This window comes from Pseudomonas sp. 1 R 17 (genome assembly GCF_900067035.1).
Taxonomy (GTDB): domain Bacteria; phylum Pseudomonadota; class Gammaproteobacteria; order Pseudomonadales; family Pseudomonadaceae; genus Aquipseudomonas; species Aquipseudomonas marginalis.
Map to the genome: position 1 here is coordinate 97,190 of NZ_FKLB01000063.1, position 25,629 is coordinate 122,818.

25 protein-coding genes are annotated in these 25,629 nt (G+C 62.4%); 17 read left to right on the forward strand and 8 right to left on the reverse strand.

The annotated features are described in order from the left end of the window. Positions 1-143 precede the first annotated feature (143 nt). Positions 144-497: a hydroxyisourate hydrolase gene (gene uraH, locus BFP99_RS26565; protein ID WP_065927242.1), complete on the reverse strand. Its 354-nt coding sequence runs from the start codon at positions 495-497 to the stop codon at positions 144-146. 379 nt (positions 498-876) lie between these two features. Between uraH and puuE the strand changes: the two genes are divergently transcribed. From puuE to BFP99_RS26600, 7 genes are all read left to right on the forward strand, one after another. Further along, positions 877-1,803 (forward strand): allantoinase PuuE, encoded by a 927-nt coding sequence (gene puuE / locus BFP99_RS26570; protein ID WP_065927241.1) that lies wholly within the window; start codon positions 877-879, stop codon positions 1,801-1,803. Beyond that, positions 1,800-2,315, forward strand: a complete 516-nt coding sequence (uraD, locus tag BFP99_RS26575; protein ID WP_065927240.1) for a 2-oxo-4-hydroxy-4-carboxy-5-ureidoimidazoline decarboxylase — start codon at positions 1,800-1,802, stop codon at positions 2,313-2,315. The genes puuE and uraD overlap by 4 nt, the downstream gene beginning before the upstream one ends. Positions 2,316-2,356: 41 nt before the next feature. Further along, entirely contained in the window at positions 2,357-3,352 is a 996-nt protein-coding gene (alc, locus tag BFP99_RS26580; protein ID WP_065948614.1) for an allantoicase, read from the forward strand. Positions 3,353-3,504: 152 nt separating this feature from the next. Then, positions 3,505-4,008 carry an ureidoglycolate lyase gene (locus BFP99_RS26585; protein WP_027603915.1) on the forward strand — a complete coding sequence of 168 codons (504 nt, stop codon included), beginning with the start codon at positions 3,505-3,507 and terminating at the stop codon, positions 4,006-4,008. A 51-nt stretch (positions 4,009-4,059) separates the two neighbouring features. Further along, positions 4,060-5,349 (forward strand): urate hydroxylase PuuD, encoded by a 1,290-nt coding sequence (locus BFP99_RS26590; protein WP_065927238.1) that lies wholly within the window; start codon positions 4,060-4,062, stop codon positions 5,347-5,349. A gap of 115 nt (positions 5,350-5,464) precedes the next feature. Then, entirely contained in the window at positions 5,465-6,814 is a 1,350-nt protein-coding gene (locus BFP99_RS26595) for a nucleobase:cation symporter-2 family protein (protein WP_065948615.1), read from the forward strand. Between the two features lie 230 nt (positions 6,815-7,044). Further along, the gene (locus BFP99_RS26600; RefSeq protein ID WP_065927236.1) at positions 7,045-7,830 is read left to right on the forward strand and encodes an outer membrane protein OmpK; all 786 of its coding nucleotides are present in this window, start codon (positions 7,045-7,047) and stop codon (positions 7,828-7,830) included. 109 nt (positions 7,831-7,939) lie between these two features. Here the strand turns inward: BFP99_RS26600 and BFP99_RS26605 are convergent, their stop codons facing one another. Beyond that, positions 7,940-9,082, reverse strand: coding sequence for a patatin-like phospholipase family protein (locus BFP99_RS26605; protein ID WP_065927235.1), 1,143 nt, complete (start codon positions 9,080-9,082; stop codon positions 7,940-7,942). Positions 9,083-9,113: 31 nt separating this feature from the next. Continuing rightward, entirely contained in the window at positions 9,114-10,049 is a 936-nt protein-coding gene (locus tag BFP99_RS26610; RefSeq protein WP_065948616.1) for a lipid A biosynthesis lauroyl acyltransferase, read from the reverse strand. Positions 10,050-10,168: 119 nt separating this feature from the next. On the opposite strand from BFP99_RS26610, the gene minC reads away from it, so the two are divergent. The 7 genes from minC (at position 10,169) to BFP99_RS26640 (ending at position 16,868) form a co-directional block, all read left to right on the forward strand. Beyond that, a complete protein-coding gene (gene minC / locus BFP99_RS26615; protein WP_027603909.1) occupies positions 10,169-10,906 on the forward strand; it encodes a septum site-determining protein MinC in 738 nt (245 codons plus the stop codon). A gap of 200 nt (positions 10,907-11,106) precedes the next feature. Continuing rightward, the gene (minD, locus tag BFP99_RS26620) at positions 11,107-11,919 is read left to right on the forward strand and encodes a septum site-determining protein MinD (RefSeq protein WP_065927233.1); all 813 of its coding nucleotides are present in this window, start codon (positions 11,107-11,109) and stop codon (positions 11,917-11,919) included. Between the two features lie 3 nt (positions 11,920-11,922). Beyond that, on the forward strand, positions 11,923-12,177 hold the full coding sequence (gene minE / locus BFP99_RS26625; protein ID WP_003175252.1) for a cell division topological specificity factor MinE: 255 nt from the start codon (positions 11,923-11,925) through the stop codon (positions 12,175-12,177). 96 nt (positions 12,178-12,273) lie between these two features. After that, entirely contained in the window at positions 12,274-12,909 is a 636-nt protein-coding gene (locus tag BFP99_RS26630; protein WP_027603908.1) for an RluA family pseudouridine synthase, read from the forward strand. A gap of 116 nt (positions 12,910-13,025) precedes the next feature. Next, positions 13,026-14,315, forward strand: a complete 1,290-nt coding sequence (locus BFP99_RS26635) for a M18 family aminopeptidase (protein ID WP_027603907.1) — start codon at positions 13,026-13,028, stop codon at positions 14,313-14,315. 167 nt (positions 14,316-14,482) lie between these two features. Further along, a complete protein-coding gene (locus tag BFP99_RS33365) occupies positions 14,483-14,650 on the forward strand; it encodes a hypothetical protein (protein WP_162494268.1) in 168 nt (55 codons plus the stop codon). 52 nt (positions 14,651-14,702) lie between these two features. Next, positions 14,703-16,868: a mechanosensitive ion channel family protein gene (locus BFP99_RS26640; protein WP_065948617.1), complete on the forward strand. Its 2,166-nt coding sequence runs from the start codon at positions 14,703-14,705 to the stop codon at positions 16,866-16,868. Between the two features lie 262 nt (positions 16,869-17,130). Here BFP99_RS26640 and BFP99_RS26645 read toward each other — a convergent pair whose 3' ends face one another. The 5 genes from BFP99_RS26645 to BFP99_RS26665 all read right to left on the reverse strand — a co-directional run bounded on the left by BFP99_RS26645 (position 17,131) and on the right by BFP99_RS26665 (position 21,886). Continuing rightward, a complete protein-coding gene (locus BFP99_RS26645) occupies positions 17,131-17,352 on the reverse strand; it encodes an MbtH family protein (protein WP_027603905.1) in 222 nt (73 codons plus the stop codon). An 82-nt stretch (positions 17,353-17,434) separates the two neighbouring features. Next, a complete protein-coding gene (locus BFP99_RS26650) occupies positions 17,435-18,829 on the reverse strand; it encodes an aspartate aminotransferase family protein (protein ID WP_065927231.1) in 1,395 nt (464 codons plus the stop codon). Between the two features lie 166 nt (positions 18,830-18,995). Then, the gene (locus BFP99_RS26655) at positions 18,996-19,763 is read right to left on the reverse strand and encodes an N-acetylmuramoyl-L-alanine amidase (RefSeq protein WP_065948618.1); all 768 of its coding nucleotides are present in this window, start codon (positions 19,761-19,763) and stop codon (positions 18,996-18,998) included. Positions 19,764-19,886: 123 nt separating this feature from the next. Continuing rightward, positions 19,887-21,209, reverse strand: coding sequence for an ATP-binding protein (locus BFP99_RS26660; protein WP_065927229.1), 1,323 nt, complete (start codon positions 21,207-21,209; stop codon positions 19,887-19,889). Further along, a complete protein-coding gene (locus BFP99_RS26665) occupies positions 21,206-21,886 on the reverse strand; it encodes a response regulator (RefSeq protein ID WP_065927228.1) in 681 nt (226 codons plus the stop codon). Before BFP99_RS26665 ends, BFP99_RS26660 begins: the two co-directional genes overlap by 4 nt. Before the next feature lie 176 nt (positions 21,887-22,062). Here BFP99_RS26665 and dsbD point away from each other — a divergent pair, with 176 nt between their 5' ends. From dsbD to dsbG, 3 genes are read left to right on the forward strand one after another with little or no spacing between them, the layout of a single operon-like run. Next, positions 22,063-23,790: a protein-disulfide reductase DsbD gene (dsbD, locus tag BFP99_RS26670; RefSeq protein WP_065948619.1), complete on the forward strand. Its 1,728-nt coding sequence runs from the start codon at positions 22,063-22,065 to the stop codon at positions 23,788-23,790. Further along, positions 23,790-24,641, forward strand: coding sequence for a TlpA disulfide reductase family protein (locus BFP99_RS26675; protein ID WP_065927226.1), 852 nt, complete (start codon positions 23,790-23,792; stop codon positions 24,639-24,641). The genes dsbD and BFP99_RS26675 overlap by 1 nt, the downstream gene beginning before the upstream one ends. After that, complete coding sequence (dsbG, locus tag BFP99_RS26680; RefSeq protein WP_065948620.1) at positions 24,617-25,378, forward strand: thiol:disulfide interchange protein DsbG; 762 nt, start codon at positions 24,617-24,619, stop codon at positions 25,376-25,378. The genes BFP99_RS26675 and dsbG overlap by 25 nt, the downstream gene beginning before the upstream one ends. Positions 25,379-25,629: the final 251 nt, after the last annotated feature.

Here is a 25,629-nt window from a genome sequence, read left to right on the forward strand (position 1 = left end):
TATATGGAAGGAAAAGGCTAGGCAACGGACGGACCACTGCGGCGCTACATAGTTGAGCGCAAAACCGGCAGGCAAAAAAAAGCCCGCAGTGTGCGCGGGCGAAACCAACGAAGAGCTTTGGGGGTGTGAAGCGAGCTGACGACTCAGCTACCGCGATAAGTGGAGTAGCTGTAAGGCGAAATCAGCAGAGGCACGTGGTAGTGATCCTGTTCGGCACTGATGCCAAAGCGCAGCACCACGACGTCGAGGAAGGCCGGCTCCGGCAATTGCACGCCACGGGCGCGGTAGTAATCGCCGGCGCTGAATTGCAATTGGTAGACACCGCTGCGGTAGTCATCACCTTGCAGTAACGGCGCGTCGCAGCGGCCATCGCTGTTGGTCAGCGCAGTGGCGACCAGTTCCAGCTGCGCGCCGTCGACGCGGTACAGCTCAACCTGGATGGCGCTGCCGGGGCAGCCGTGGGCTGCGTCGAGTACGTGTGTCGTCAGTCGTCCCATGGGGCGGGCTCCCTTGCATGAAGTGAAATAGGCTGCACCTTTACGGGGCATCAAAAAGCCGCTGATGGGCCGATTAAGACACTTTTAATAAAAATTGTACACAATAAAAATCACAAAGTTTCGCACACGCTGCGACGTCTCGATCCTCAACGGAATTTCCCAGCAAGCCTTGCTTTTAAAAGACCTTTTGTCCGTTTACTGACCAATCGGGCAAGTTTCTTGCAGCGCTGAACGGCGGCAACTCCACGGAAAAAATGCGGAAATACAGGCTTACAAAGTGACCATTAAGTTGTATACAATCAGCGCATCGCTGTGACGCCACCCAGTCTTTCCGCTGGCCGCCACACACTTGCTACCACGAACAAGAAGGAAGACTGCAGTGAGCGCTGACTACCCACGCGACCTGATCGGTTACGGCAGTAACCCTCCTCACCCCCACTGGCCGGGCAAGGCACGCATCGCCTTGTCGTTCGTACTCAACTACGAAGAAGGCGGCGAGCGCAACATCCTGCACGGTGACAAAGAGTCCGAAGCCTTCCTTTCAGAAATGGTCTCGGCCCAGCCGCTGCAGGGCGAGCGCAACATGAGCATGGAGTCGCTGTACGAATACGGCAGCCGTGCCGGCGTGTGGCGCATCCTCAAGCTGTTCAAGGCATTCGACATTCCGCTGACCATCTTCGCCGTGGCCATGGCTGCCCAGCGCCACCCGGATGTGATCCGCGCCATGGTCGACGCCGGCCACGAGATCTGCAGCCACGGCTACCGCTGGATCGACTACCAATACATGGACGAGGCCCAGGAGCGCGAGCATATGCTCGAAGCCATCCGCATCCTCACCGAACTGACCGGCGAGCGTCCGTTGGGCTGGTACACCGGGCGCACCGGCCCCAACACGCGACGGCTGGTGATGGAGGAAGGCGGCTTCCTCTACGACTGCGACACCTACGACGACGACCTGCCCTACTGGGAACCCAACACCCCCACCGGCAAGCCGCACCTGGTGATCCCCTACACCCTGGACACCAACGATATGCGCTTCACCCAGGTGCAGGGCTTCAACAAGGGCGATGACTTTTTCGAGTACCTCAAGGACGCTTTCGACGTGCTGTATGCCGAAGGCAGCGAGGCACCGAAAATGTTGTCCATCGGTCTGCACTGCCGCCTGATCGGCCGCCCGGCGCGCCTGGCCTCGTTGAAGCGTTTTATCGAATACGCCAAGGGCCATGACCAGGTGTGGTTCACCCGCCGCGTCGACATCGCCCGCCACTGGCATGACGTACACCCGTTCCATGGAGCGGCCAAATGAGCACCTTCCAGACCTTGAAACCCTCGACCTTGAGCCGCGACGCCTTCGTCCAGGCCTTCGCCGACATCTACGAACATTCGCCATGGGTGGCCGAAAAGGCCTTCGACCTGGGCCAGGACGCCTCGATCGACCAGATCGAAACCCTGCACCAGCGCATGAGCGACATCCTGTTGAGCGCCGATCACGCCAGTCAGTTGGCGTTGATCAACGCTCACCCTGACCTGGCCGGCAAAGCTGCCGTCCAGGGCCAACTCACCCAAGCCAGCACCGATGAGCAAGCTGGCGCGGGGATTCACCACTGCACGGCCGAAGAGTTCTCACGCTTCACCGAGCTGAACGATGCCTACAAGGCCAAGTTCAAGTTTCCCTTCATCATGGCGGTAAAAGGCAGCAACCGGCACCAGATTCTCGCCGCGTTCGAAACGCGCATTCACAACTCGGTGGATGCCGAGTTCAAGTGCGCGTTGGACGAGATCAACAAGATCGCGTTGTTCCGTTTACTGACCCTCTAAACCACCATCCCCAGCCACTCTATTTAAGGCAGACAAGAAGAATGAAAGCGCAACCCGTACCTTTCGAAAAGTTCGTCAACCTGGCCGACGCCCGCCTGGGCACCAAGATCATCTCCGTGACAGATGACTGGTTCGCCGACGCCAACCGCCTGTTCCAGCCGACCCCGGCCGTGTGGAAGGAGGGCGTTTTCGATGACAACGGCAAGTGGATGGACGGCTGGGAGTCACGCCGCAAGCGCTTCGAAGGCTACGACAGCGCAGTGATCCGCCTGGGCGTACCGGGTTCGATCAAGGGCGTGGACATCGACACCTCATTCTTCACCGGCAACTATCCGCCGTCGGCGTCCCTGGAAGCCTGCTTCCTGGCCTCGGGCGAGCCTGACGACAACACCCAGTGGGTAGAAGTCCTGTCGGCCGTCGAGTTGCAAGGCAACAGCCACCACTACCACGAGATCAGCAACGACCAGGCGTTCAGCCACCTGCGTTTCAACATCTACCCGGATGGCGGCGTGGCCCGTCTGCGGGTGTACGGCGTGCCGTTCCGCGACTGGTCGGCAGTGGGCGACAACGAACAGATCGACCTGGCTGCCGCATTGAACGGTGGCCGCGCACTGGCGTGTTCCGATGAACACTTCGGGCGCATGAGCAACATCCTCAACCCAGGCCGTGGCGTCAACATGGGCGATGGCTGGGAAACCGCCCGCCGTCGCACGCCAGGCAATGACTGGGTGATCGTCGCCCTGGGCCACCCCGGCGAAATCGAGAAAATCATCGTCGACACCCTGCACTTCAAGGGCAACTACCCGGACACCTGCTCGATCCAGGGCGCCTTCGTGAAGGGCGGCACCGACAGCCAGATCGAAACCCAATCGCTGTTCTGGCGCGAACTGCTGCCGGCGCAGAAACTGGAAATGCACGCCGAACACACCTTCGCCGAGCAGATCAAGGCACTGGGCCCGATCACCCACATCCGCCTGAACGTGTTCCCGGATGGCGGTGTGAGCCGCCTGCGGGTTTTGGGCAAAGTAGCCAAGTAAGCGGTGAACCCTGTGGTGAGCGGGCTTGCCCCGCGCTGGGGCGCGAAGCGGCCCTGTCTTTTGGGGCTGCTACGCAGCCCAGCGCGGGGCAAGCCCGCTCACTACAAAAACAAGCAGATCAAACAACACAGCATTCGGAAAAGAAGACAGCCATGCGCACACTGATGATCGAACCCCTGACCAAAGAAGCCTTCGCCCCTTTCGGAGACGTTATCGAAACCGACGGCAGCGATCACTTCATGATCAACAACGGGTCGACCATGCGCTTTCACAAGCTGGCAACGGTAGAAACCGCACAGCCTGAAGACAACGCGATCATCAGCATCTTCCGCGCCGACGCGCTGGATATGCCGCTGACCGTGTGCATGCTGGAGAGACACCCGCTGGGCAGCCAGGCCTTCATTCCGCTGCTCGGCAACCCCTTTCTGATCGTGGTCGCGCCACTTGGCGATGCACCTGTATCAGGCTTGGTCCGCGCCTTCGTCACCAACGGCAGGCAGGGCATCAATTACCATCGCGGCGTCTGGCACCACCCGGTGCTGACGATCGAAAAGCGGGATGACTTCCTGGTGGTTGATCGCAGTGGCACAGGCAATAACTGCGATGAGCATTTTTTCAAAGAGGATGAGCGGTTGATCCTCGCCCCCCACCAATAAGAGAAGGCCGGATCACCCGACAACAAGGGTGACAGGCGAGAGGTAAAGACTGTGGAAGCACATCTGTTGGAATGGCTGAACCTCAGCGTGCGCTGGGTTCACATGATCACTGGCGTCGCCTGGATCGGCGCTTCGTTCTACTTCGTCTGGCTGGAAAACAACCTCAACCGCGTCAACCCCAAGGACGGCCTGTCCGGTGACTTGTGGGCGATCCACGGTGGCGGTATCTACCACCTGGAAAAATACAAACTGGCCCCGCCGACCATGCCGGACAACCTGCACTGGTTCAAATGGGAAGCCTATTTCACCTGGATGTCAGGCGTCGCGCTGCTGTGCGTGGTGTTCTACCTCAACCCGACGCTGTACCTGCTCGCCCCCGGCAGCAGCCTCAGTGGCAGCGAAGGCGTCTTGCTGGGCATCGGCTCACTTTTCGCCGGCTGGTTCATCTACTCCTTCCTCTGCGACTCGGCCCTGGGCAAACGCCCTGCCCTGCTCGGCTTGATCCTGTTCGTGCTGTTGATTGCCGCCGCGTACGGCTTCAGCAAAGTGTTCAGCGGCCGGGGTGCGTACCTGCACGTGGGCGCGGTGATCGGCACCATCATGGTCGGTAACGTGTTCCGCATCATCATGCCGGCGCAGCGCGCGCTGGTGGCGGCGATCGCCGAGAACCGCACCCCCGATCCGGCCCTGCCGGCCAAGGGTCTGCTGCGCTCACGGCACAACAACTACTTCACCCTGCCGGTGCTGTTCATCATGATCAGCAACCACTTCCCGAGCACCTACGGCAGCCAATACAACTGGCTGATCCTGGCGGGGATCGCGGTGGCGGCGGTGTTGGTGCGGCACTACTTCAACACGCGGCATAACAGCCAGAAGTATGCGTGGACCCTGCCGGTGGGTGCGTTGGCCATGATTTGCCTGGCGTATGTGACCGGGCCCAAGCCGGCCGAACCGATTGCCAAGGCACCTGCGGCCATCGAGTACCAACCGTTGCCGGAAACCGCATTGGGGGGTGGCCTGAAACCCGCCGCGCCTGCGGCGACCGAACCCGCGGCTGCACCTGCGCCTGCCCAGGCGACGGTTGATTTCGACAAGGTCCACGGGGTGATACAGGAGCGTTGCGCCGTGTGCCATTCGGCCAAACCCACCAGCCCGCTGTTCAGCACCGCACCGGCCGGGGTGATGTTCGATACCCCGGCGCAGATCCAGCAACAGGCGGCGCGCATCCAGGCGCAGGCGGTGGCGAGCCAGATCATGCCGTTGGGCAACATCACCCAGATGACCCAGCAGGAGCGGGATTTGATTGGCACATGGATCAATCAGGGGGCGCGTACCAACTAACAGATTCACATAGTTCCAATGTGGGAGGGGCTTGCCCCCTCCCACATTTTGACCTGCAGTGTTTTGAAGATTGCGTTCCACACAACACAAAAATAAAAAAGATCCGAGGTGTTGCATGACCGAGTTAGTCGAACCGCAGATTCCTGCCGCGCCCGCCATGGTGCGGCTGCCCCTCTTGCAACTGATTCTGGTAGGCCTGCAACACGTCTTGCTGATGTACGGCGGCGCCGTCGCCGTCCCCCTGATCATTGGCCAGGCCGCCGGCCTGAGCCGTGAAGAAATCGCCTTTCTGATCAACGCCGACCTGCTGGTAGCCGGCATCGCCACCCTGGTGCAGTCATTCGGCATCGGCCCGGTGGGCATCCGTATGCCGGTGATGATGGGCGCCAGTTTCGCCGCTGTCGGCAGCATGGTCGCCATGGCCGGCATGCCCGGTATCGGCCTGCAGGGAATCTTCGGCGCCACCATCGCCGCCGGGTTCTTCGGCATGCTGATCGCACCGTTCATGTCCAGGATCGTGCGCTTTTTTCCGCCGCTGGTGACCGGCACCGTGATCACCGCAATCGGCCTGTCGCTATTCCCCGTGGCCGTGAACTGGGCCGGCGGCGGCAGCGCAGCCGCCACCTTCGGCTCACCGATTTACCTGGCAATTGCCGCCCTGGTACTGACCACCATCCTGCTGATCAACCGTTTCATGCGCGGCTTCTGGGTGAATATCTCGGTGCTGATCGGCATGGGCCTGGGTTACGCCTTGTGCGGGGCCATCGGCATGGTCGACCTCAGCGGCCTGGCCCGGGCGCCGTGGGTGCAAGTGGTGACGCCGCTGCACTTTGGCATGCCGAAGTTCGAGTTGGCGCCGATCCTGTCGATGTGCCTGGTGGTGGTGATCATCTTTGTCGAATCCACCGGAATGTTCCTGGCGCTGGGCAAGATCACCGGCCAGGACGTCACGCCGAAAATGCTGCGCCGTGGCTTGCTGTGTGATGCCGGTGCGTCGTTCTTCGCCGGTTTCTTCAACACCTTCACCCACTCCTCCTTCGCGCAGAACATCGGCCTGGTGCAGATGACCGGCGTGCGTTGCCGTTCGGTGACAATGATGGCCGGTGCCTTCCTGATTGTGCTCAGCCTGTTGCCCAAGGCCGCGTACCTGGTGGCGTCGATTCCCCCGGCGGTGCTCGGCGGGGCGGCGATCGCCATGTTCGGCATGGTGGCGGCCACCGGCATCAAGATCCTCCAGGAGGCCGATATCGCCGACCGTCGCAACCAGTTGCTGGTGGCGGTGAGCATCGGCATGGGCCTGATCCCCGTGGTGCGCCCGGAGTTCTTCGCACAGTTGCCCGTGTGGATGAGCCCGATCACCCACAGCGGCATCGCCATGGCGACACTCAGCGCACTGTCGCTGAATATCCTGTTCAACATTCTCGGCGGGGCCGAACGCCCCGTAGTCGACCCCGCCCACACCTGACACATGCCCCATTGTCGCCCTGTGCGCGCTGTAACGGCGCACTTGAGCCCTGACGTGGGAGCCAGTATTCTCCGCGCCCGCTTGAATCGACGGTTGTTTGCCGCCTTGGCGCGGGTCTTGCTGTAGCAATAAAGCTGACCATTCAGACCACTTTTGTAACCACCAAAGGCGCCGCACCAGAGCGCTTGTGTAGAAGAAAAACCATAAAACTTTAACTCGGGAGCAACCGAATGAAACCTCTGTTCAAAGGCCTGATGCTGGCGGGATCCCTGCTGGCCGGCGGCCAGGCCGTGGCCGGTGACTTGTTGCAGTGGCAGAACAACAGCCTGACGTATCTGTGGGGCAAGAGCTTTACCGTCAACCCACAGATCCAGCAAACCGTCACGTTCGAACATGCCGATGCCTGGAAGTACGGCGACAACTTCGTCTTCGTCGACCGCATCTTTTACAACGGCAAGGAAGACGGCAACGTCGGCCCAAGCACGTACTACGGTGAGATCAGCCCGCGACTGTCGTTCGGTAAGATTTTCGACCAGGACCTGTCCTTCGGCCCGATCAAGGATGTGTTGCTGGCCTTCACGTATGAGTTCGGCGAAGGCGACAACGAGTCGTACCTGCTCGGCCCTGGCTTCGACCTGAACATCCCGGGCTTCGACTACTTCCAGCTGAACTTCTACCAGCGCCAGACCGAAGGCAATCGCCCAGGCGACGGTGTATGGCAGATCACCCCGGTATGGTCGTACACCCTGCCGGTGGGCAACTCCGACATCCTGATCGACGGCTTTATGGATTGGGTGGTGGACAACGACAAGAACGCCCGTGGCACTTACCACGCCAACCTGCACTTCAACCCGCAGGTCAAATACGACTTGGGCAAGGCACTGCATTGGGGCGACAAGCAGTTGTACGTGGGCTTTGAATACGACTACTGGAAGAACAAGTACGGGATCGAGGATTCCGGCGCGTTCAAGACGACCCAGGACACGGCGAGCTTCCTGGTCAAGTACCACTTCTGACCCCCTGTAGGAGCGAGCTTGCTCGCGAAAAACCAGAGATCACCGCGTTTATTCAGAACAAAAGCGGTGCCTATGGGTTCTTCGCGAGCAAGCTCGCTCCTACAAGGGTTCATGCCAAGCCCAGGAACCGCATGATCTCTTCACGCTTGGCTAGCGCATCCTTCCTGCCCAACTCAATCAACTCGCTGCAATACCCCGCCTCGAACAGCAAGTAACTCAGCACCCCTGCCCCGCTCGTCTTGGTCGCCCCCGGCCCACGCAGGAACAGACGCAATGCCGCCGGCAATTCCTGCCGATGCCTTGCGGCGATTTCGTCGATCGGCTGGCTTGGCGCAATCACCAGTACTTCCACCGGCGCCAGGCCACGGGCCGCACTGTCGGCTGGCTGGTGATGGCTGAACTGGTTCAGACGCTCCAGCAGTTCGATATCGCTTTCCAGGCTGTCGATGAACGTGCTGTTGAGCATATGCCCGCCGATCTGGGCCAACGTCGGCTCCTGGCCGGTATAGGTGCGTTGCGCCATCGGTTCATTGCCCCGCGGGTTACCGCTGACACCCACCACCAGCACCCGGGTCGCCCCCAGGTGCAGCGCCGGGCTGATGGGCGCCGACTGGCGCACCGCGCCGTCGCCGAAGTATTCCTGGTCGAGCTTCACCGGGGCAAACAGCAAGGGGATCGCCGAACTGGCCAGCAGGTGTTCAACCGTGAGTTGCGTCGGCACACCGATACGCCGATGGCGCAACCAGGCGTCGATGGTGCCGCCGCCCTGATAGAAGGTCACCGCCTGCCCGGATTCATAGCCGAAGGCCGTGACGGCGACCGCATGCAGGTGCTGTTGGCGGATGGCCTCGTCGATACCTGCCAAATGCAGTTTGTCCTGCAACAAGTCCCGCAGCGGCGAGCTGTTGAGCAGCGCCACCGGTAACTGCCGGCCCAGGCCCAGCAAGCTGTGGGTAAAGAAGCGACTCGCCTGGCGCACCACCCCCGGCCAATCGCTGCGCAATACCAGGTGGCTGCGAAACCCCTGCCAGAACGCGGTCAGGCGCTGGATGGCCGCCGTGAAGTCCATCGCACCGCTGGCCAGGCTCACCGCATTGATCGCACCGGCCGACGTGCCGACGATCACCGGAAACGGATTGGGCGCCCCCGGCGGCAACAGCTCGGCAATCGCCGCCAATACCCCCACCTGATACGCCGCTCGCGCCCCGCCGCCGGAAAGAATCAAGCCTGTAACCGGTTCAGCTGCGCGCATTGCATCACTCCACGTGGGGGGAAAGTCGGTCTTAGCGACGACGTTTTTCGTACAGCTTGGGTTCGCCCGGTGGCCGGCTCTTGAAGCGGCGATGGGTCCACAGGTATTGCTCGGGACATTCACGCACCGAGGCTTCGACCCACTGGTTGATGCGCAGGCAGTCGACTTCATCGCTTTCGCCGGGGAAGTCGGTCAACGGCGGGTGGATGACCAGGCGGTAACCGCTGCCATCCGCCAGGCGCTCCTGGGTGAACGGCACCACCAGCGCCTTGCCCAGCTTGGCGAACTTGCTGGTGGCAGGCACGGTGGCGGCCTGGATGCCGAACAGCGGCACGAAGATACTTTGCTTGGCGCCGTAGTCCTGGTCCGGTGCATACCAGATGGCGCGACCGGCACGCAGCAGCTTGAGCATGCCGCGCACGTCTTCGCGCTCGACCGCCAGGGAGTCGAGGTTATGCCGCTCGCGGCCACGGCGCTGGATATAGTCGAACAGCGGGTTGCCGTGCTCGCGGTACATGCCGTCGATGGTGTGCTTCTGCCCCAGCAGGGCCGCACCGATTTCCAGGGTGGTGAAGTGCAGGGCCATGAGGATCACGCCCTTGCCATCCAGTTGGGCCTGCTTGAGGTGTTCCAGGCCTTCGACATGGGCCAGGCGCGCCAGGCGCTGGCGCGACCACCACCAGCTCATGGCCATTTCAAAGAAGGCAATGCCGGTGGAGGCAAAGTTTTCCTTGAGCAGCTTCTTGCGCTCTGCGGCGGTTTTTTCCGGGAAGCACAGTTCCAGGTTGCGTGCGGCGATGCGGCGACGTTCGCCGGCCACACGGTACATGCCTGCACCCAGCAGGCGACCAATGGTCAGCAGCGCAGGGTACGGCAGTTGGGTCACCAGCCAGAGCAGGCCGAGTCCCAGCCATAACAGCCAAAAGCGCGGGTGAAAAAATACAGCTCGAAAACGCGGGCGATCCATTACAGATTCCGGGAAAGACAGGGCCGCGCATTCTACAACGGTTCGACTCGGCTTGCGGCCAGTGAGTGTTCTCGTTATAAGTCTCGACACTTTTCGTGACAAGCCGCTTTTTGCCGACCATGAGCCAAACCGAACCGCTAGACCAAGATCCCGTGTTCCAGCTGAAAGGCAGCATGCTCGCCATCACCGTGCTGGAACTGGCCCGCAACGACCTCGACGCCCTGGACCGCCAGCTCGCCGCCAAGGTTGCCCTGGCGCCGAACTTCTTCAACAACGCCCCGCTGGTACTGGCCCTGGACAAACTGCCGGCCGGCCAGGGCAGCATCGACCTGCCCGGCCTGATGCGCGTGTGCCGCTCCCATGGCCTGCGAACCCTGGCGATTCGTGCCAGCCGCATCGAAGACATTGCCGCAGCCATCGCCATTGAACTGCCAGTACTGCCACCCTCCGGCGCGCGTGAGCGTCCACTGGAACCTTTGGTCGGCGAAGTGCAGAAAAAACCGGAAAAACCAGCGGAACCGACGATCAAGCCTACAAAGATAATCACCACGCCCGTACGCGGCGGACAGCAGATTTACGCCCAGGGCGGCGACCTGGTGGTGATCTCTTCGGTCAGTCCCGGCGCGGAACTTCTCGCCGATGGCAATATCCATGTATACGGCCCGATGCGCGGACGTGCCCTCGCCGGCATCAAGGGGGATACCAAGGCGCGCATTTTTTGCCAGCAATTGACCGCTGAGCTGGTGTCCATCGCGGGCCAGTACAAGGTTTCGGAAGATTTGCGCCGCGATCCACTGTGGGGAGCCGCGGTGCAGGTCAGCCTGTCGGGCGATGTGTTGAACATCATCCGTCTTTAACGGATACTGCCGCATTTTCCAAGCATCTCTAGACTCTGATAGCACAGCGAAATTGGCATTACTTGCGTAGGAACATTTGAAGGTTGGCGTTTTTCCTGCGAAAACCCGTCTTTTTCCTACAAAGGCTGTCCGCCTGCGGCGAGTTCCAAGAGATGTTTTTCAGGGGCTGAAAAGTCCTTTTTCCTTAGGGGTGAAACACCTTGGCCAAGATTCTCGTGGTTACATCCGGCAAGGGTGGTGTGGGTAAGACCACCACCAGCGCCGCTATCGGTACCGGCCTCGCTCTGCGCGGCCACAAGACAGTCATCGTCGACTTCGACGTCGGTTTGCGTAACCTCGACCTGATCATGGGCTGCGAACGCCGCGTGGTGTACGACTTCGTCAACGTGGTCAACGGTGAAGCCAACCTGCAACAGGCCCTGATCAAGGACAAGCGCCTTGAGAACCTGTACGTACTGGCCGCCAGCCAGACCCGCGACAAAGATGCGCTGACCAAGGAAGGCGTAGGCAAGGTTCTCGCCGAGCTGAAGGAAACCTTCGAATTCGTGGTATGCGACTCCCCGGCCGGTATCGAAACCGGTGCTCACCTGGCGATGTACTTCGCCGATGAAGCCATCGTGGTGACCAACCCGGAAGTGTCTTCGGTACGTGACTCGGACCGCATGCTGGGCCTGTTGGCCAGCAAGTCCAAGCGCGCCGAGGAAGGCCAGGACCCGATCAAGGAACACCTGCTGCTCACCCGCTACAACCCTGAGCGCGTCAGTAACGGCGAAATGCTCGGTGTTGAAGACGTCAAGGACATCCTCGCCGTGACCCTGCTGGGCGTGATCCCGGAATCCCAGGCCGTGCTGAAGGCGTCCAACCAGGGCGTCCCGGTGATTCTCGACGACCAGAGCGACGCCGGCCAGGCGTACAGCGATGCGGTTGATCGCTTGCTGGGCAAGACCGTGGAACATCGCTTCCTCGATGTTAAGAAGAAGGGATTCTTCGAGCGTATCTTTGGAGGCAACTAAACAATGAAATTTCTCGACTTCTTTCGCGCCAACAAAAAGCCAAGCACCGCGTCGGTCGCGAAAGAGCGTCTACAGATCATCGTGGCGCACGAACGCGGCCAACGCAGTACCCCGGATTACCTGCCGGCCTTGCAGAAGGAACTGGTGGAGGTGATCCGCAAGTACGTCAATATCGGCAACGATGACGTGCATGTCGCCCTGGAAAATGACGGCAGCTGCTCGATTCTGGAACTCAATATCACCCTGCCTGATCGTTGATCGAACAGGCGGCCGCCACGGCGGCTCGGTCACCTTGATCCCTTTGCGGGAACCGGGTGGTCGAGCCGCCGTTGGCGTTTGTTACGAGGCTGTTTAATGCCGCTGTCCACTATTCATATCCTGCATCAGGACGACGCTGTCCTGGTGGTGAACAAGCCGACCCTGTTGCTCTCGGTGCCTGGCCGCGCCGATGACAACAAGGACTGCCTGATCACCCGCCTGCAGGAAAACGGCTACCCCGAAGCCCGCATCGTCCATCGCCTGGACTGGGAAACCTCGGGGATCATCCTGCTGGCCCGGGACGCCGATACCCATCGCGAACTGTCCCGCCAGTTTCACGACCGCGAAACCGAAAAGGCCTACACCGCTTTGGCCTGGGGCCAGCCGGAACTGGACAGCGGCAGCATCGACCTGCCCTTGCGCTATGACCCGCCGACCAAACCCCGCCATGTGGTGGACCACGAGTTCGGCAAGCACGCGCTGACCTTCTGGAAAGTGCTGGAACGGTGTGGCGACTGGTGCCGCGTCGAGCTGACGCCGATTACCGGAAGGTCGCACCAGTTGCGCGTGCATATGCTGTCCATCGGGCATCCGTTGCTCGGTGACGGTCTGTATGCCCATGAACAGGCCCTGGCTGCGTGGCCGCGCCTGTGCCTGCATGCGAGCATGCTGAGCTTCACTCACCCGCAAAGCGGCGAGCGCTTGCGCTTTGAGTGCCCGGCTCCCTTCTAAAGCTGTAAATACAGTACATGTGGGACGGGCGGTGCGACTTGCCCCCTCCCACATTTGTTCTGTGCACTTCTCGCCCTCGAACGGTAAACTCCGCGCATTGCTGTCTGGAGCTATTTATGCGCGAAGCGTTGAATCAAGGCCTGATCGACTTCCTCAAGGCCTCCCCTACTCCTTTTCATGCCACCGCCGCCCTGGCCCAGCGCCTGGAAGCGGCCGGTTTCCAGCGCCTCGACGAGCGCGAGACCTGGGCCACCGAAGCCAACGGTCGCTACTACGTGACCCGCAACGATTCCTCGATCATCGCCTTCAAGCTCGGCCGCCATTCGCCGTTGCAAGGCGGGATTCGCCTGGTCGGCGCCCATACCGACAGCCCGTGCCTGCGGGTCAAGCCCCAGCCTGAGCTGCAACGCCAGGGCTTCTGGCAACTCGGCGTGGAAGTCTACGGCGGCGCGCTGCTGGCGCCGTGGTTCGACCGCGACCTGTCCCTGGCCGGCCGCGTCACCTTCCGCCGTGACGGCAAGGTCGAAAGCCAGCTGATCGACTTCAAGCTGCCCATCGCCATCATCCCCAACCTGGCCATTCACCTGAACCGTGAAGCCAACCAGGGCTGGGCGATCAATGCCCAGACCGAATTGCCGCCGATCCTCGCGCAATTTGCCGGTGATGAACGCGTGGACTTCCGTGCCGTGCTCACCGAGCAGTTGGCACGGGAGCATGGGCTGAACGCCGATGTGGTGCTCGACTACGAGTTGAGCTTCTATGACACCCAGAGCGCCGCCGTCATCGGCCTCAATGGCGACTTCATCGCCGGCGCGCGCCTCGACAACCTGCTGTCGTGCTACGCCGGCCTGCAAGCCTTGCTCACCAGCGAGAGCGACGAAACCTGCGTGCTGGTGTGCAACGACCACGAGGAAGTCGGTTCCTGCTCGGCCTGCGGTGCCGACGGCCCGATGCTGGAACAGACCCTGCGTCGCCTGTTGCCTGAAGGTGATGAATTCGTACGCACCATTCAGAAATCCCTGCTGGTGTCGGCCGACAATGCCCACGGCGTACACCCGAACTACGCCGACAAGCACGACGCCAACCACGGCCCCAAGCTCAATGCCGGCCCGGTGATCAAGGTCAACAGCAACCAGCGCTACGCCACCAACAGCGAAACCGCCGGGTTCTTCCGTCACCTGTGCATGGCCCAGGAAGTGCCGGTGCAGAGCTTTGTGGTGCGCAGCGACATGGGCTGCGGCTCGACCATCGGCCCGATCACCGCCAGCCACCTGGGTGTGCGTACGGTGGATATCGGTTTGCCGACGTTTGCCATGCACTCCATTCGTGAACTGTGCGGCAGCCATGACCTGGCGCATCTGGTGAAGGTGTTGGGCGCGTTCTACGCCAGCCACGACCTGCCCTAAGACCAGGAATGGATGTCGTCAACATGTGGGAGGGGCGGTGCGACGATTCGCACTTGCCCCCCACATTTGGTTTACGTCCACCTGATCTGCATCACCTGCATTTCCTGCAATCCGACCTAGACTTGTCAGTATTCCCACTCCGACAAGGCCGTCGCCCCATGATCTCCATGTCCTCTTTCCACGCCATGCTTATCCCTATCCTGATCGGCATGATCATGCTCGCCGTTGGCTTCAACTTCCGCGACAAGCCCCTCGGCGTATTCGGCATGTGGGTCGGCATGCTGCTGATCCTGGGCACCGTTGTGTACAAGATCCTCGCCAAACTGGCCGAATGACGCTTGCACTCGTACACTCGCTCAACCCGTCGTTTCCAAGGTTGACCGCCTCGTGCTTTCCCGTCTGTTTGCGCTGCCCTGCTGTTTCCTGATCGCCCTGCTCACGCTGCTGCCGCTCTCGTCTGCCCAAGCGGTGGGCCTGCCCGGGCTGCTCGGCACCACCAAGACCCAACCCCAGGCCGACGTGCCGTTGGGGCAGTCGTTGGACGAGGTGATCAAGACCCTGGAAAACGACCAGCAACGCACCCAGTTGCTGAGCGACTTGAAGAAGCTGCGCGCCGCTACCCAGAAGGCCCAGCCCGCCGCCGAGCAAGGCGTGCTCGGGCTGATCGGCAGTACGCTGTCGGGCCTGGAGCAGCAGTTCTCCGGCGCCGACAGCCCGCTGGGGCGCTGGTCGAATGAAATCGACCTGGCCAAGGACGAACTCAGCGCACTGATGCTGCCGGCCAGCGAATGGCTGCCGATCATTTTCGGCTTTGCAGTGATTCTCGCGGTATGGAGCCTGCTGGCAGCCGCGTTGATCTGGCTGAGCCACCGGGTACGCGAGCGCTTCGGCCTGCCCGAGGAGTTGCCGCAACACCCGCGTACCTGGGACATGCTGCGCTTCGCCCTGCGCAAATTGGGGCCCTGGCTGATCGCACTGGTGATCACCGTGTACCTGAGCTACGCCCTGCCCTCGTCCCTGGGCAAATCCCTGGCAATGGTGCTGGCTTATGCGCTGGTGGTCGGTACCTGTTTCTCGGCGATCTGTGTGATTGCCTTCTCCCTGCTCGACGGCCCGCACCGCCACCGCGCGCTGTATATCCTGCGCCACCAGGCGTTCCGCCCGTTGTGGTGGATCGGCAGCTTTGCCGCCTTTGGTGAAGCCTTGAGCGACCCGCGGCTGGTGGCTGCGCTCGGCCAACACCTGGCCCACACGGCGGCCACGGTCGCCAATGTGATGGCCGCGCTGTCCACCGGCGTGTTCATCCTGCGTTTCCGGCGGCCGATCGCCCACCTGATCCGCAACCAGCCCCTGTCGCGCCGCCTGACCCGCCGGGCCCTCAGCGACACCATCGAGATCATCGGCACCTTCTGGTACATCCCCGCCTTGCTGTTGGTGGGCATCTCGCTGTTCGCCACGTTCGTCTCCGCCGGCGACACCAGCACCGCCCTGCGCCAGTCGCTGTTGTGCACGGTGTTGCTGGTGTTGTGCATGGTGATCAACGGCCTGGTGCGGCGCCATGCGCTCAAGCCGCAGCGTGGGCACAAGCGCCATGCGCTGTACTCCGAACGCCTGAAAAGCTTCGTCTACACCCTCGCCCACCTGGTGGTGTGGCTGGTGTTTATCGAACTGGGGCTGCGGGTGTGGGGCCTGTCGCTGATCCGCTTTACCGAAGGCGACGGCCATGAAATCAGCGTCAAGCTGTTCGGCCTGGGCGGCACGCTGCTATTTGCCTGGTTGATCTGGATCCTCAGCGACACCGCCATCCATCACGCCCTCACCCGCTCGCGCAAAGGCCTGGCCAATGCCCGCGCGCAGACCATGATGCCGTTGATCCGCAACGTGCTGTTCGTGACCATCTTTATCATCGCCGCCATCGTCGCCCTGGCGAACATGGGCATGAACGTCACGCCGCTGCTGGCCGGTGCCGGTGTGATCGGCCTGGCCATCGGTTTTGGTGCGCAGTCACTGGTGGCCGACTTGATCACCGGCCTGTTCATCATCATCGAAGACTCCCTGGCCATCGATGACTACGTGGACGTCGGCGGCCACCTCGGCACCGTCGAAGGTCTGACCATCCGTACCGTACGCCTGCGCGACATTGACGGCATCGTGCACACCATCCCGTTCAGCGAGATCAAGAGCATCAAGAACTACTCGCGGGAGTTCGGCTACGCGATCTTCCGGGTGGCGATCCCCTACAACATGGAAATCGACGATGCGATCAAGCTGATGCGCGATGTCGGCCAGAAAATGCGTAACGATCCGCTGCAACGCCGCAATATCTGGTCGCCGCTGGAGATCCAGGGGGTGGAAAGCTTCGAGTCGGGCAGTGCGATCCTGCGCGCGCGGTTCAAGACGGCGCCGATCAAGCAGTGGGAAGTGTCGCGGGCGTTCAACCTGTCACTGAAGCGGCATCTGGATGACGCCGGTCTGGACCTGGCCACGCCGCGCTTGAGTGTGCAAGTGGTGACGGGGGCTGCGGGGGGGTTGGAGAAGGACAAGAACGCGTAAGGTCATGGCGAATGTGATGAGCTTTTTGTGGTTTGTGGTGAGCTTTTGTGGTGAGCGGGCTTGCCCCGCGCTGGGGTGCGAAGCAGCCCCACTCAAGAAGCACTCGGTGTATCAGACATAACTCAGCGGCTGGTTTTGGGGCTGCTTCGCAGCCCAGCGCGGGGCAAGCCCGCTCACCACAACAAGCCCGCTTGCCACAACAAGCCCGCTCGCCACAACAGGCCCGCCCACCACGACAGGCCGGCCTACTGCAGGTTTTGCGTCAGGCCAGCGTTGCGCCGTCCATCTTCTGGCGCAGGCTCAACGGACGCATATCGGTCCAGGTTTCTTCGATGTAGGCCAGGCACTCTTTCTTCAGGCCGCTCTTGCCCACGGTGCGCCAGCCTTCCGGCACGGCCTTGTAGTCGGGCCAGATGGAATACTGTTCTTCATGGTTGACCACTACCTGAAACAGGATGTCGTCGCGGTCAAATACTGAGGTCATTGCTGTTCTCCATCGCTCAAAGGCTGGCTGCGCACCATGCGCAGCGCTGATATCTGTAGAAACGTACCAACACGCCAAAAAATTAGAGGCTGGCGACGGCTGCCGCCAGGGCGCGCCCGAAGATCTCGGCCACGCGGTCGATCTCGGCGGCGGTGATCACCAGTGGCGGCAGGAAGCGCACCACGCTGCCATGCCGGCCGCCCAGCTCGAGGATCAGGCCGCGCTTGAGGCATTCACGCTGTACCAGCGGTGCCAGTTGGCGATGCACCGGCGGGTGGCCCTGGATATCCAGGGCGCCGTCCGGGTCCACCAGTTCCACACCGAGCATCAGCCCGCGCCCGCGAATATCCCCCAGGTGCGGGTAGTCACGCTGCAGGATGCGCAGGTGTTCGCCCAGGCGCTCGCCCATGACGGTCGCATGGCCGGCCAGGTCGTGCTCCTTGAGGTAGCGCATCACCGCCGAACCGGCCGCCATGGCCATCTGATTGCCACGGAATGTCCCGGCATGGGCGCCCGGCAGCCAGGTGTCGAGCCAGTCGCGATACACCACCACCGCCAACGGCAGGCTGCCGCCGATGGCCTTGGACATCACCACCACATCCGGAATGATGCCGGCGTGTTCGAAGGCAAACATCTTGCCGGTACGGCCGAAACCGCTCTGGATCTCATCGACGATCAACGCCACGCCGGCCTGCGCGGTGATGCGCCGCAGGCCGCGCAGCCAGTCGAGATCGGCCGGGATCACCCCGCCCTCGCCCTGCACCACCTCGACAATCACCGCCGCCGGCAGCAACACCCCGGCTTCCGGGTCGTTGAGCAGGTTTTCCAGGTAATGCAGGTTGACCCGCACGCCTTCTGCGCCGCCGAGACCGAACGGGCAACGGTAGTCGTAAGGGAATGGCAAAAACTGCACGCCATTGCCGAGCAAGGCACCCAAGGGTTTTTTCGGCCCCAGGCTGCCCATCAGGCTCAACGCGCCCTGGCTCATGCCGTGATAACCGCCCTGGAACGACAGCACCGTGCTGCGCCCCGTGGCAGTACGCACCAATTTCAATGCTGCTTCCACGGCATCGGTACCGGTGGGGCCGCAGAACTGGATCTTGGCTTCCCGCGCCAGCTCCGCCGGCAGCAGGCCGAACAGGTCCTGCACAAACTGGTCCTTGACCGGAGTGGTCAGGTCCAGGGTGTGCAACGGCAGTTCGTCGCTCAGCACTTGCTGGATGGCCTGGATCACCACCGGGTGGTTGTGCCCCAACGCCAGGGTGCCGGCGCCGGCCAGGCAATCGATGAAACTGCGGCCCTCCACGTCTTCCACGTAGATCCCCTTGGCGCGCTTGAGCGCCAGGGGAATGCGCCGTGGGTAACTGCGGGCGTTGGATTCCTGCTGGCGCTGGCGGGCCAGCAGCGGGCTTTCGTCGAACTGATAAAGCGTTTCATGCACCTGGGTATCTTCGATACGGCTGGTAGCGACTGACATCTCTCGATCCCTCAATACGCGGATGATGGTGACCAAACTGCCGATCCGTTGGCGTCTGGCCCAAGGGCATGCGCACGGATTTCCTGTTCTGGAAACGCACCAGCTTCAATCGGATTTAGGGGCTGTTGTCGGTAACTGATGCATGAAGATCCAAATATGCCGGGCTTTACAGTCCGCGGTACTTTTCATTCAGGGCATACAGGATCGCGCAGGTCTCGGCATCCAACACACCACAATAATCCCGCGCCCGAAAGTGCATCTGAAACGCCCGGGTGCGCTGCTCGAACGCCTGGCAATTCTGCGCCGGCTTATAGCCATAGCGCTGAAATGCCCGCTCCACCTCCACTTCAGGCGGCAGCCCGACACAAAACCGGCGCTGGTACATGGCCCGCGTCGACTCGTCGAACCACGCCCCGACTCCCGCCTCGAACAAACCGCGCCACGGCAGGCGCGGTCCCGGATCGCTCTTGCGCCAGTACGCCACGTCCGAGTGCCCGAGAATGTCGGCCGGCCCGATCTGCGGGTAACGCCCAAGGATGTCGCGAAGCAATGCAATCAACACCGCCACCTGCTCCTGGCCGTACGCTGGAAAGGTGAATACGCCCCCGTCATCCCGGGCCAGGTTGACAATCTCGATGCCGATCGCCCGACTGTTGAGGTTATCGCGCCCCGCCCAGTGACTCGCCCCGGCATGCCAGGCGCGCTGGTTTTCGTGCACCAGGCGAAACACGCGCAACTCGTCATACCCGGCGGCGCGGTAGCCGGGCTCATGGGGATCTGGCAGCAGGTAATGCGCGCTGACCCCGTTCCGGGTCAGGGTGCGCAAGGAGGAGGCGAACGGCGCCGCGGTGTAATGCAGGATCACCTGCCGCACGGGTTCGCCGTGACGTTCGTTGAAATCCCTGGCGGGGAAACTGGTATCGATGACCAACATAAGAACCGTCCTTTTCAATACAGGCCGAGTCTTTCGGCCCGTTCAAGCGCAAAAAAATTACCGCCATCCTGAAGGCTTGCACTTCAAGCGGGCGGTAACTATTTGGCTTGTGAAAAAACGCGGTCAGCGTCGCAACGGCATGCCCAGGTCAACGCGCAGGCCATCCACCTGGCTATCGAACGTCAACGAGCAGGAACAGCGCTGCACGATCGCCTGCACGATCGCCAGGCCCAGGCCACAGCCCTCGCTGTTGCCATTGCGCCAGAAGCGTTGGGTGAGGTATTGCAGGTCTTCGGGGGAGATCTGCTTGCCGTGGTCGCGCACGCGGAAGATCACGTGATCGGCGGCGGTGAACACACTGAGCTCCACCCGTGTGTCTGCGGGTGTATGGCGCAGGGCGTTGTCCAGCAGGTTGCGCAGGGCCGCGACCGCCAGGCCCACCGGCATGTCCACCGGGGTTTCGCTGAGGTTGTCCGCCAGGTTCAGGTCGATACGCCCATTATCGCCGGCATTCGCGTCCTGGATCGCCAGCCGCGCGACTTCCTCGGCGCTGGACTGCAAGCCATCGTCGAATGACAGGCTGCCTTCCACCCGCGCCAACAGCAGCAATTGCTCCAGGGTGCGATGCAAGCGGTCGGCGCCCTCCTCGGCATGGGCCAGGGATTGGTCGCGGGCCGCGCCCTCGGTCATGCGCGCCACTTGCAGGTGGGTCTTGATCGCCGTCAGCGGGCTGCGCAGCTCGTGGGCTGCGTCGCCGGTGAGGCGGCGTTCGCGCTCGATGGTCTTGGCGATGCGTTGCAGCAGTTGGTTCTGGGTGTCGAGCAGCGGCTTGAGTTCGCTGGGCAATGGGTGGATCTGCAACGGTTCGAGGGAATCGGCACTGCGGCGCATCAGCGCGTCACGCATGCGGTTGAGCGGCAGCAGGCTCTGGCCGATGCCCAGCCACAACAGGCACAGGCAACCGAGCATCGCCACGCCCACCGGCACCGAGGCGGCGAGCAGGATCGACAGGTTCAGCGCCTCGCGCTCCACCTGGCGGTCGGCGGTGGTGATCAACAGGTCGCCACGGGACAGGGTAAAACTGCGCCATCCCACGCCATCGATGACTTGGTCACGAAAGCCGCTCTTGCGCGACTCCAGGCCCTCATCCGGCGTGGTATGGCTGCGGGCGAGGATTTCCCCGCGCAAGGAGCTGACCTGGCAGGCCATGCCCCCCGGCACATTCAGTTGCTCGGCACTGAAATGCGCGCCGCCGCTGACACTGGCCAGGCCCGGCATCTGCTCGGTCAGGCCCGCCACCATGCGCGCCGACGCCACCAGGCGCTGGTCGAGGGAAAACATCATCTGGTTGCGCAGGTCGTTAAGCATCCAGGCCGCCGCCAGGGCCCAGATCAGCACAAACGCGGCGCCGAGCTTGAACGTCAGGCGCAGGCGCAGGCTTTTCACGAAGCATTTTCTCCGTCATCTGCCGGGCCGAGGCGATAACCCAGGCCGCGTACGGTCTCGACGATGCCATTGCCCAACTTGCGCCGCAGGTGATGGATATGCACGTTGAGGGCGTTGCTTTCCAGTTCATCGTTGAAGCCGTAGACGCTGTCCTTGAGTTGCTCGCTGGACAGCACCCGGCCCTTGTTGTGCAGCAGCGCCTGCAACAGCGCCTGTTCACGTCGGGACAGGTCCACCGGCTGGCCGCCCAACAGGGTTTCGCGACTGCTCGGGTCGTAGGTCAGCCGGCCGTGCTCGATCAGGTTGACGCTGCGCCCCGCCATCCGGCGCAGCAGGGTTTGCAGGCGTGCGGCCAATTCGCGCAGGTCGAAGGGTTTGAGCAGGTAGTCATCGGCACCGGCTTGCAGGCCGTCGACGCGGTTGGTCACCGAGTCCCGCGCGGTAAGGATCAGCACCGGAATCTCCAGGCCCTGGCTGCGCAGCTGTTGCAGCAGCTTGAGGCCGTCTTCGTCGGGCAGGCCGAGGTCGAGCACCATGATGTCGAAGGTCGCCGCCTTGAGCATCGCGCGCGCAGCGGCAGCCGTGGCCACGCGCTCGACTGTAAAGCCCTGGGCACCGAGGCCGGCCACGATGCCGCTGGCGATCAGTTCGTCGTCTTCACAGACCAGTACGTGCATGCTGAACCCTTCATGAAAGATGGGGGGATTAAAAGTGCAGCGGATTAAGCGCAGATTATGCCGTGAAAAGATGCAAGCTCAGATAATCCCTACACTTTAGAATAGCGCCCGGTTAATCATCGGTTAATCAACGCCACACATTGTGTGCCTCACTTGCATCGAACTAAGGCTTGACCATGCGGCATCTGTTTACCTTTCTGCTGGTGTTATTCGCGGGGTTCGCCCAGGCCGCGCCGGGCAATCCGTTTGAGACCAAAGCCGATTTCCTCCCGGTGGGCAAGGCCTTCACCTTTACCTCCGAACGTCTTGAAAGTGGCGAGACCCAGCTGTATTGGCAGATTGCCGACGGTTATTACCTGTACAAGCAGCGCATGAAGTTCGATGGCCTGGCCGAAAAGCCCGTGCTGCCGCAAGGCGAAGCCCATAGCGACGAGTTCTTTGGCGAGCAGGAAGTGTATCGCCAGGGCCTGGAAGTGAAGATTCCCGCCGGTGTCACCGGCCAGGTCAAGCTCGGCTGGCAGGGCTGCGCCGATGCGGGGCTGTGCTATCCGCCGCAGTCGATCAGCGTAGACCTGGGCGGCAACCCCGCCGTTGCGGCCACCGCCGAAGCCCAGGACCAGAGCCTGGCCAGCGGCCTGCAACAACGCAGCCTGGGCTGGAGCCTGCTGGTGTTCTTCGGCCTGGGCCTGCTGCTGGCGTTTGCCCCGTGTTCGTTGCCGATGCTGCCGATCCTCGCCGGCCTGGTGGTGGGCAGTGGCGCCAGCCCGCGTCGCGGCTTTGCCCTGGCCGGCAGCTACGTGGTGTGCATGGCGCTGGTGTATGCGGCGCTCGGTGTACTCGCCGCCCTGCTCGGCGCCAACCTCGCGGCGCTGTTGCAAACCCCGTGGATCCTCGGCAGCTTCGCCGCCTTGTTCGTGATCCTCGCCCTGCCGATGTTCGGCTTCTTCGAACTGCAACTGCCCGTGGCCTTGCGCGATCGCCTGGATAACGTCAGCCGCAACCAGAGCGGCGGCAGCCTGGTCGGCGCCGGGGTGCTCGGCGCGCTGTCCGGCCTGCTGGTGGGGCCGTGCATGACCGCGCCCCTGGCCGGTGCATTGCTGTACATCGCCCAGAGCGGCAATGCCCTGCACGGCGGCCTGATCCTGTTCGCCATGGGCATCGGCATTGGCGTGCCGCTGCTGTTGCTGGTGACCGTGGGCAACCGTTTCCTGCCCAAGCCGGGCACCTGGATGAATATGCTCAAGGGCATCTTCGGCTTCCTGTTCCTGGCCACCGCCGTGCTGATGATTCGCCCGGTGATCGACGAAAGCCTGTGGCTCGGCCTGTGGGGCGTGCTGGCCATGTCCATGGCCTATTGCGGCTGGCGCCTGGCCCAGGATTTCGGGCGGGTCGCCATGCTGTTCGGCGCCGGTTCCGTGGTCGTGGGGGTGTGGGGCGGCCTGCTGCTGGTGGGTGCGGCGGGTGGCAGCGACGACCTGTGGCAACCGTTGAAGGTCTACAGTGGCTCGCGGACCACCGCCGCACCCACCGCCCACGAAGCCTTCATGACCATCAATGACCCCGGCGTGCTGCAACGCCAGCTCGACAGCGCCAAGGCCCAAGGCCAATGGGTGCTGCTGGACTACTACGCCGACTGGTGCGTGTCGTGCAAGATCATGGAAAAACAGGTGTTCGGCAAACCCGAAGTGCTCGACGCGCTGAAGGATGTACGCCTGCTACGCCTCGACGTCACCGCCGACAATGCCGCCAGCCGCGCACTGCTGGGCCGCTACCAAGTGCCGGGGCCGCCCAGCTTCGTGTGGATCGGCCCTGACGGTGAGGAACGCCGCGCCCAGCGCATCACCGGCGAAGTGGATGCCGCCGCTTTCCTGCAACGCTGGACTCAAGCCCGGGACGCCCTCTGATGCTGACCCTGACCATCGGCACCTTCGCCATCGCCCTGAATCACATCCTGCTGATCAGCGCGTTGATTCTCGCCACCCTGGTGGGTTGGCGCGTGGCCAAGCGTGGCGGTGAAAATCCGGAATCGGTGCTGTTCAGCCTGTTCCTGCTGGGCATGCTGGCGGCCCGCGTCAGCTTCGTGCTGATGTACTGGAGTTACTACAGCAATGACTGGCTGCAGATGGTCGACCTGCGCGACGGCGGTTTTCTCGCCTGGCCCGGTATCGTCGCCCTGATCCTCGGTGCACTGCTCTATGGCTGGCGTCGCCCGGCGCTGCGCAAGCCCCTGAGCGCCGGGGTCATCACCGGGCTGGTGTTCTGGGGCATGACCAGCCTGTCCTTGAGCGTGTATGAAAAAGGCACACGCCTGCCGGACATCACCTTGCGCAACGCCAATGGCGAAGTGGTGCAACTGGCGGATTACCAGGGCGGTCCGCTGGTGATCAACCTGTGGGCCACCTGGTGCCCGCCGTGCCGCCGCGAAATGCCGGTGCTGGAAAACGCCCAGCGCATGCGCCCCGACGTGACCTTCCTGTTCGTCAACCAGGCCGAAAGCATGCAAAGCGTCAGCACCTTCCTCGCCACCCAAGGCCTGACCCTCGACAACGTGTTGTTCGACGCCAGCGGCCGCCTCGGCCAGGCCGTAGGCTCCATGGCCCTGCCCACCACGCTGTTCTACCAAGCCGACGGGCGCCTGATCAACAGCCACCTGGGCGAGTTGTCCCAGGCCAGCCTGGCCCGTGCCATGGAACCCTTCGACACCGCCCCTGCCGCCACAAGGAAACCGACATGCCTCGCCTCCGCCACCTGCTGACCCTGCTGCCGCTGACGCTGGCGGCCACCCTGGCCCAGGCCGAAGACTGGCCGGCACCGATCAAACAGATCGAAGCCAAAGGCGCCAAAATCCTCGGCAAGTTCGACGCCCCCAGCGGCCTCACCGGCTACGCCGCGCAATACCAGAACCGCGGCATGGCGCTGTACCTGACCGCCGACGGCAAGAGCGTGATCGCCGGCAACCTGTACGACGCCCAGGGCAATGACCTGAGCAGCGCGCCCCTGGAAAAACTGGTGTACGCGCCGATGGCCAAGGAAGTCTGGGCCAAAATGGAAAAAAGCAGCTGGATCCAGGACGGCGACAAAAACGCCCCGCGCGTCGTCTACCTGTTCAGCGACCCCAACTGCCCGTACTGCAACATGTTCTGGGAACAGGCGCGGCCATGGGTAAAAGCCGGCAAGGTGCAGTTGCGCCACATCATGGTCGGCATCATCCGCGAAGACAGCGCCGCCAAGTCGGCCGCCCTGTTCGCCGCCAAGGACCCGCAAAAGGCCCTGGAAGAACATGAAGCCGCCGGCAAGGGCAGCAAATTGCAGGCGCTGGCCAAGATCCCGGCGGACATCGAAGCCAAGCTCGATGCCAATATGAAGTTGATGGATGAGCTGGAACTGTCGGCGACGCCGGCGATTTTCTACCTGGATGACAAGGGCGGCTTGCAGCAACAGCAAGGGGCGCCGTCGCCGGAGAAGTTGGCGAAGATTATGGGGCCGAAGTAAGCGGCGCCTGGTCTGACGCCATCGGGGCATGGGTATCTACACAACTTTCAGGCTGAAAAATCTCTTTGTGGTGAGGGAGCTTGTTTCCGTGGCGGCCTTTGGGCCGACCATGTCGTTGGATTTGACCGAGTACATATCCGTTGCTGCGGTAACGGCGGCTATGGGTTCCGCCCTTACGGCGGGTCACTTTGGAAAAGCCCCAAAGTAACCAAAAGGCTCTTGCCCCACCACTCGGTACCTCGCCTAGGCTC

What these genes read in the sequence shown, in the direction of transcription:
- uraH (WP_065927242.1), bottom strand. Translation starts at nt 497, where the DNA reads ATGGGACGACTGACGACACACGTACTCGACGCAGCCCACGGCTGCCCC.
- uraD (WP_065927240.1), top strand. Translation starts at nt 1,800, where the DNA reads ATGAGCACCTTCCAGACCTTGAAACCCTCGACCTTGAGCCGCGACGCC.
- alc (WP_065948614.1), top strand. Translation starts at nt 2,357, where the DNA reads ATGAAAGCGCAACCCGTACCTTTCGAAAAGTTCGTCAACCTGGCCGAC.
- BFP99_RS26585 (WP_027603915.1), top strand. Translation starts at nt 3,505, where the DNA reads ATGCGCACACTGATGATCGAACCCCTGACCAAAGAAGCCTTCGCCCCT.
- BFP99_RS26595 (WP_065948615.1), top strand. Translation starts at nt 5,465, where the DNA reads ATGACCGAGTTAGTCGAACCGCAGATTCCTGCCGCGCCCGCCATGGTG.
- BFP99_RS26600 (WP_065927236.1), top strand. Translation starts at nt 7,045, where the DNA reads ATGAAACCTCTGTTCAAAGGCCTGATGCTGGCGGGATCCCTGCTGGCC.
- BFP99_RS26605 (WP_065927235.1), bottom strand. Translation starts at nt 9,082, where the DNA reads ATGCGCGCAGCTGAACCGGTTACAGGCTTGATTCTTTCCGGCGGCGGG.
- BFP99_RS26610 (WP_065948616.1), bottom strand. Translation starts at nt 10,049, where the DNA reads ATGGATCGCCCGCGTTTTCGAGCTGTATTTTTTCACCCGCGCTTTTGG.
- minC (WP_027603909.1), top strand. Translation starts at nt 10,169, where the DNA reads ATGAGCCAAACCGAACCGCTAGACCAAGATCCCGTGTTCCAGCTGAAA.
- minE (WP_003175252.1), top strand. Translation starts at nt 11,923, where the DNA reads ATGAAATTTCTCGACTTCTTTCGCGCCAACAAAAAGCCAAGCACCGCG.
- BFP99_RS26630 (WP_027603908.1), top strand. Translation starts at nt 12,274, where the DNA reads ATGCCGCTGTCCACTATTCATATCCTGCATCAGGACGACGCTGTCCTG.
- BFP99_RS26635 (WP_027603907.1), top strand. Translation starts at nt 13,026, where the DNA reads ATGCGCGAAGCGTTGAATCAAGGCCTGATCGACTTCCTCAAGGCCTCC.
- BFP99_RS33365 (WP_162494268.1), top strand. Translation starts at nt 14,483, where the DNA reads ATGTCCTCTTTCCACGCCATGCTTATCCCTATCCTGATCGGCATGATC.
- BFP99_RS26645 (WP_027603905.1), bottom strand. Translation starts at nt 17,352, where the DNA reads ATGACCTCAGTATTTGACCGCGACGACATCCTGTTTCAGGTAGTGGTC.
- BFP99_RS26650 (WP_065927231.1), bottom strand. Translation starts at nt 18,829, where the DNA reads ATGTCAGTCGCTACCAGCCGTATCGAAGATACCCAGGTGCATGAAACG.
- BFP99_RS26655 (WP_065948618.1), bottom strand. Translation starts at nt 19,763, where the DNA reads ATGTTGGTCATCGATACCAGTTTCCCCGCCAGGGATTTCAACGAACGT.
- BFP99_RS26665 (WP_065927228.1), bottom strand. Translation starts at nt 21,886, where the DNA reads ATGCACGTACTGGTCTGTGAAGACGACGAACTGATCGCCAGCGGCATC.
- dsbD (WP_065948619.1), top strand. Translation starts at nt 22,063, where the DNA reads ATGCGGCATCTGTTTACCTTTCTGCTGGTGTTATTCGCGGGGTTCGCC.
- BFP99_RS26675 (WP_065927226.1), top strand. Translation starts at nt 23,790, where the DNA reads ATGCTGACCCTGACCATCGGCACCTTCGCCATCGCCCTGAATCACATC.
- dsbG (WP_065948620.1), top strand. Translation starts at nt 24,617, where the DNA reads ATGCCTCGCCTCCGCCACCTGCTGACCCTGCTGCCGCTGACGCTGGCG.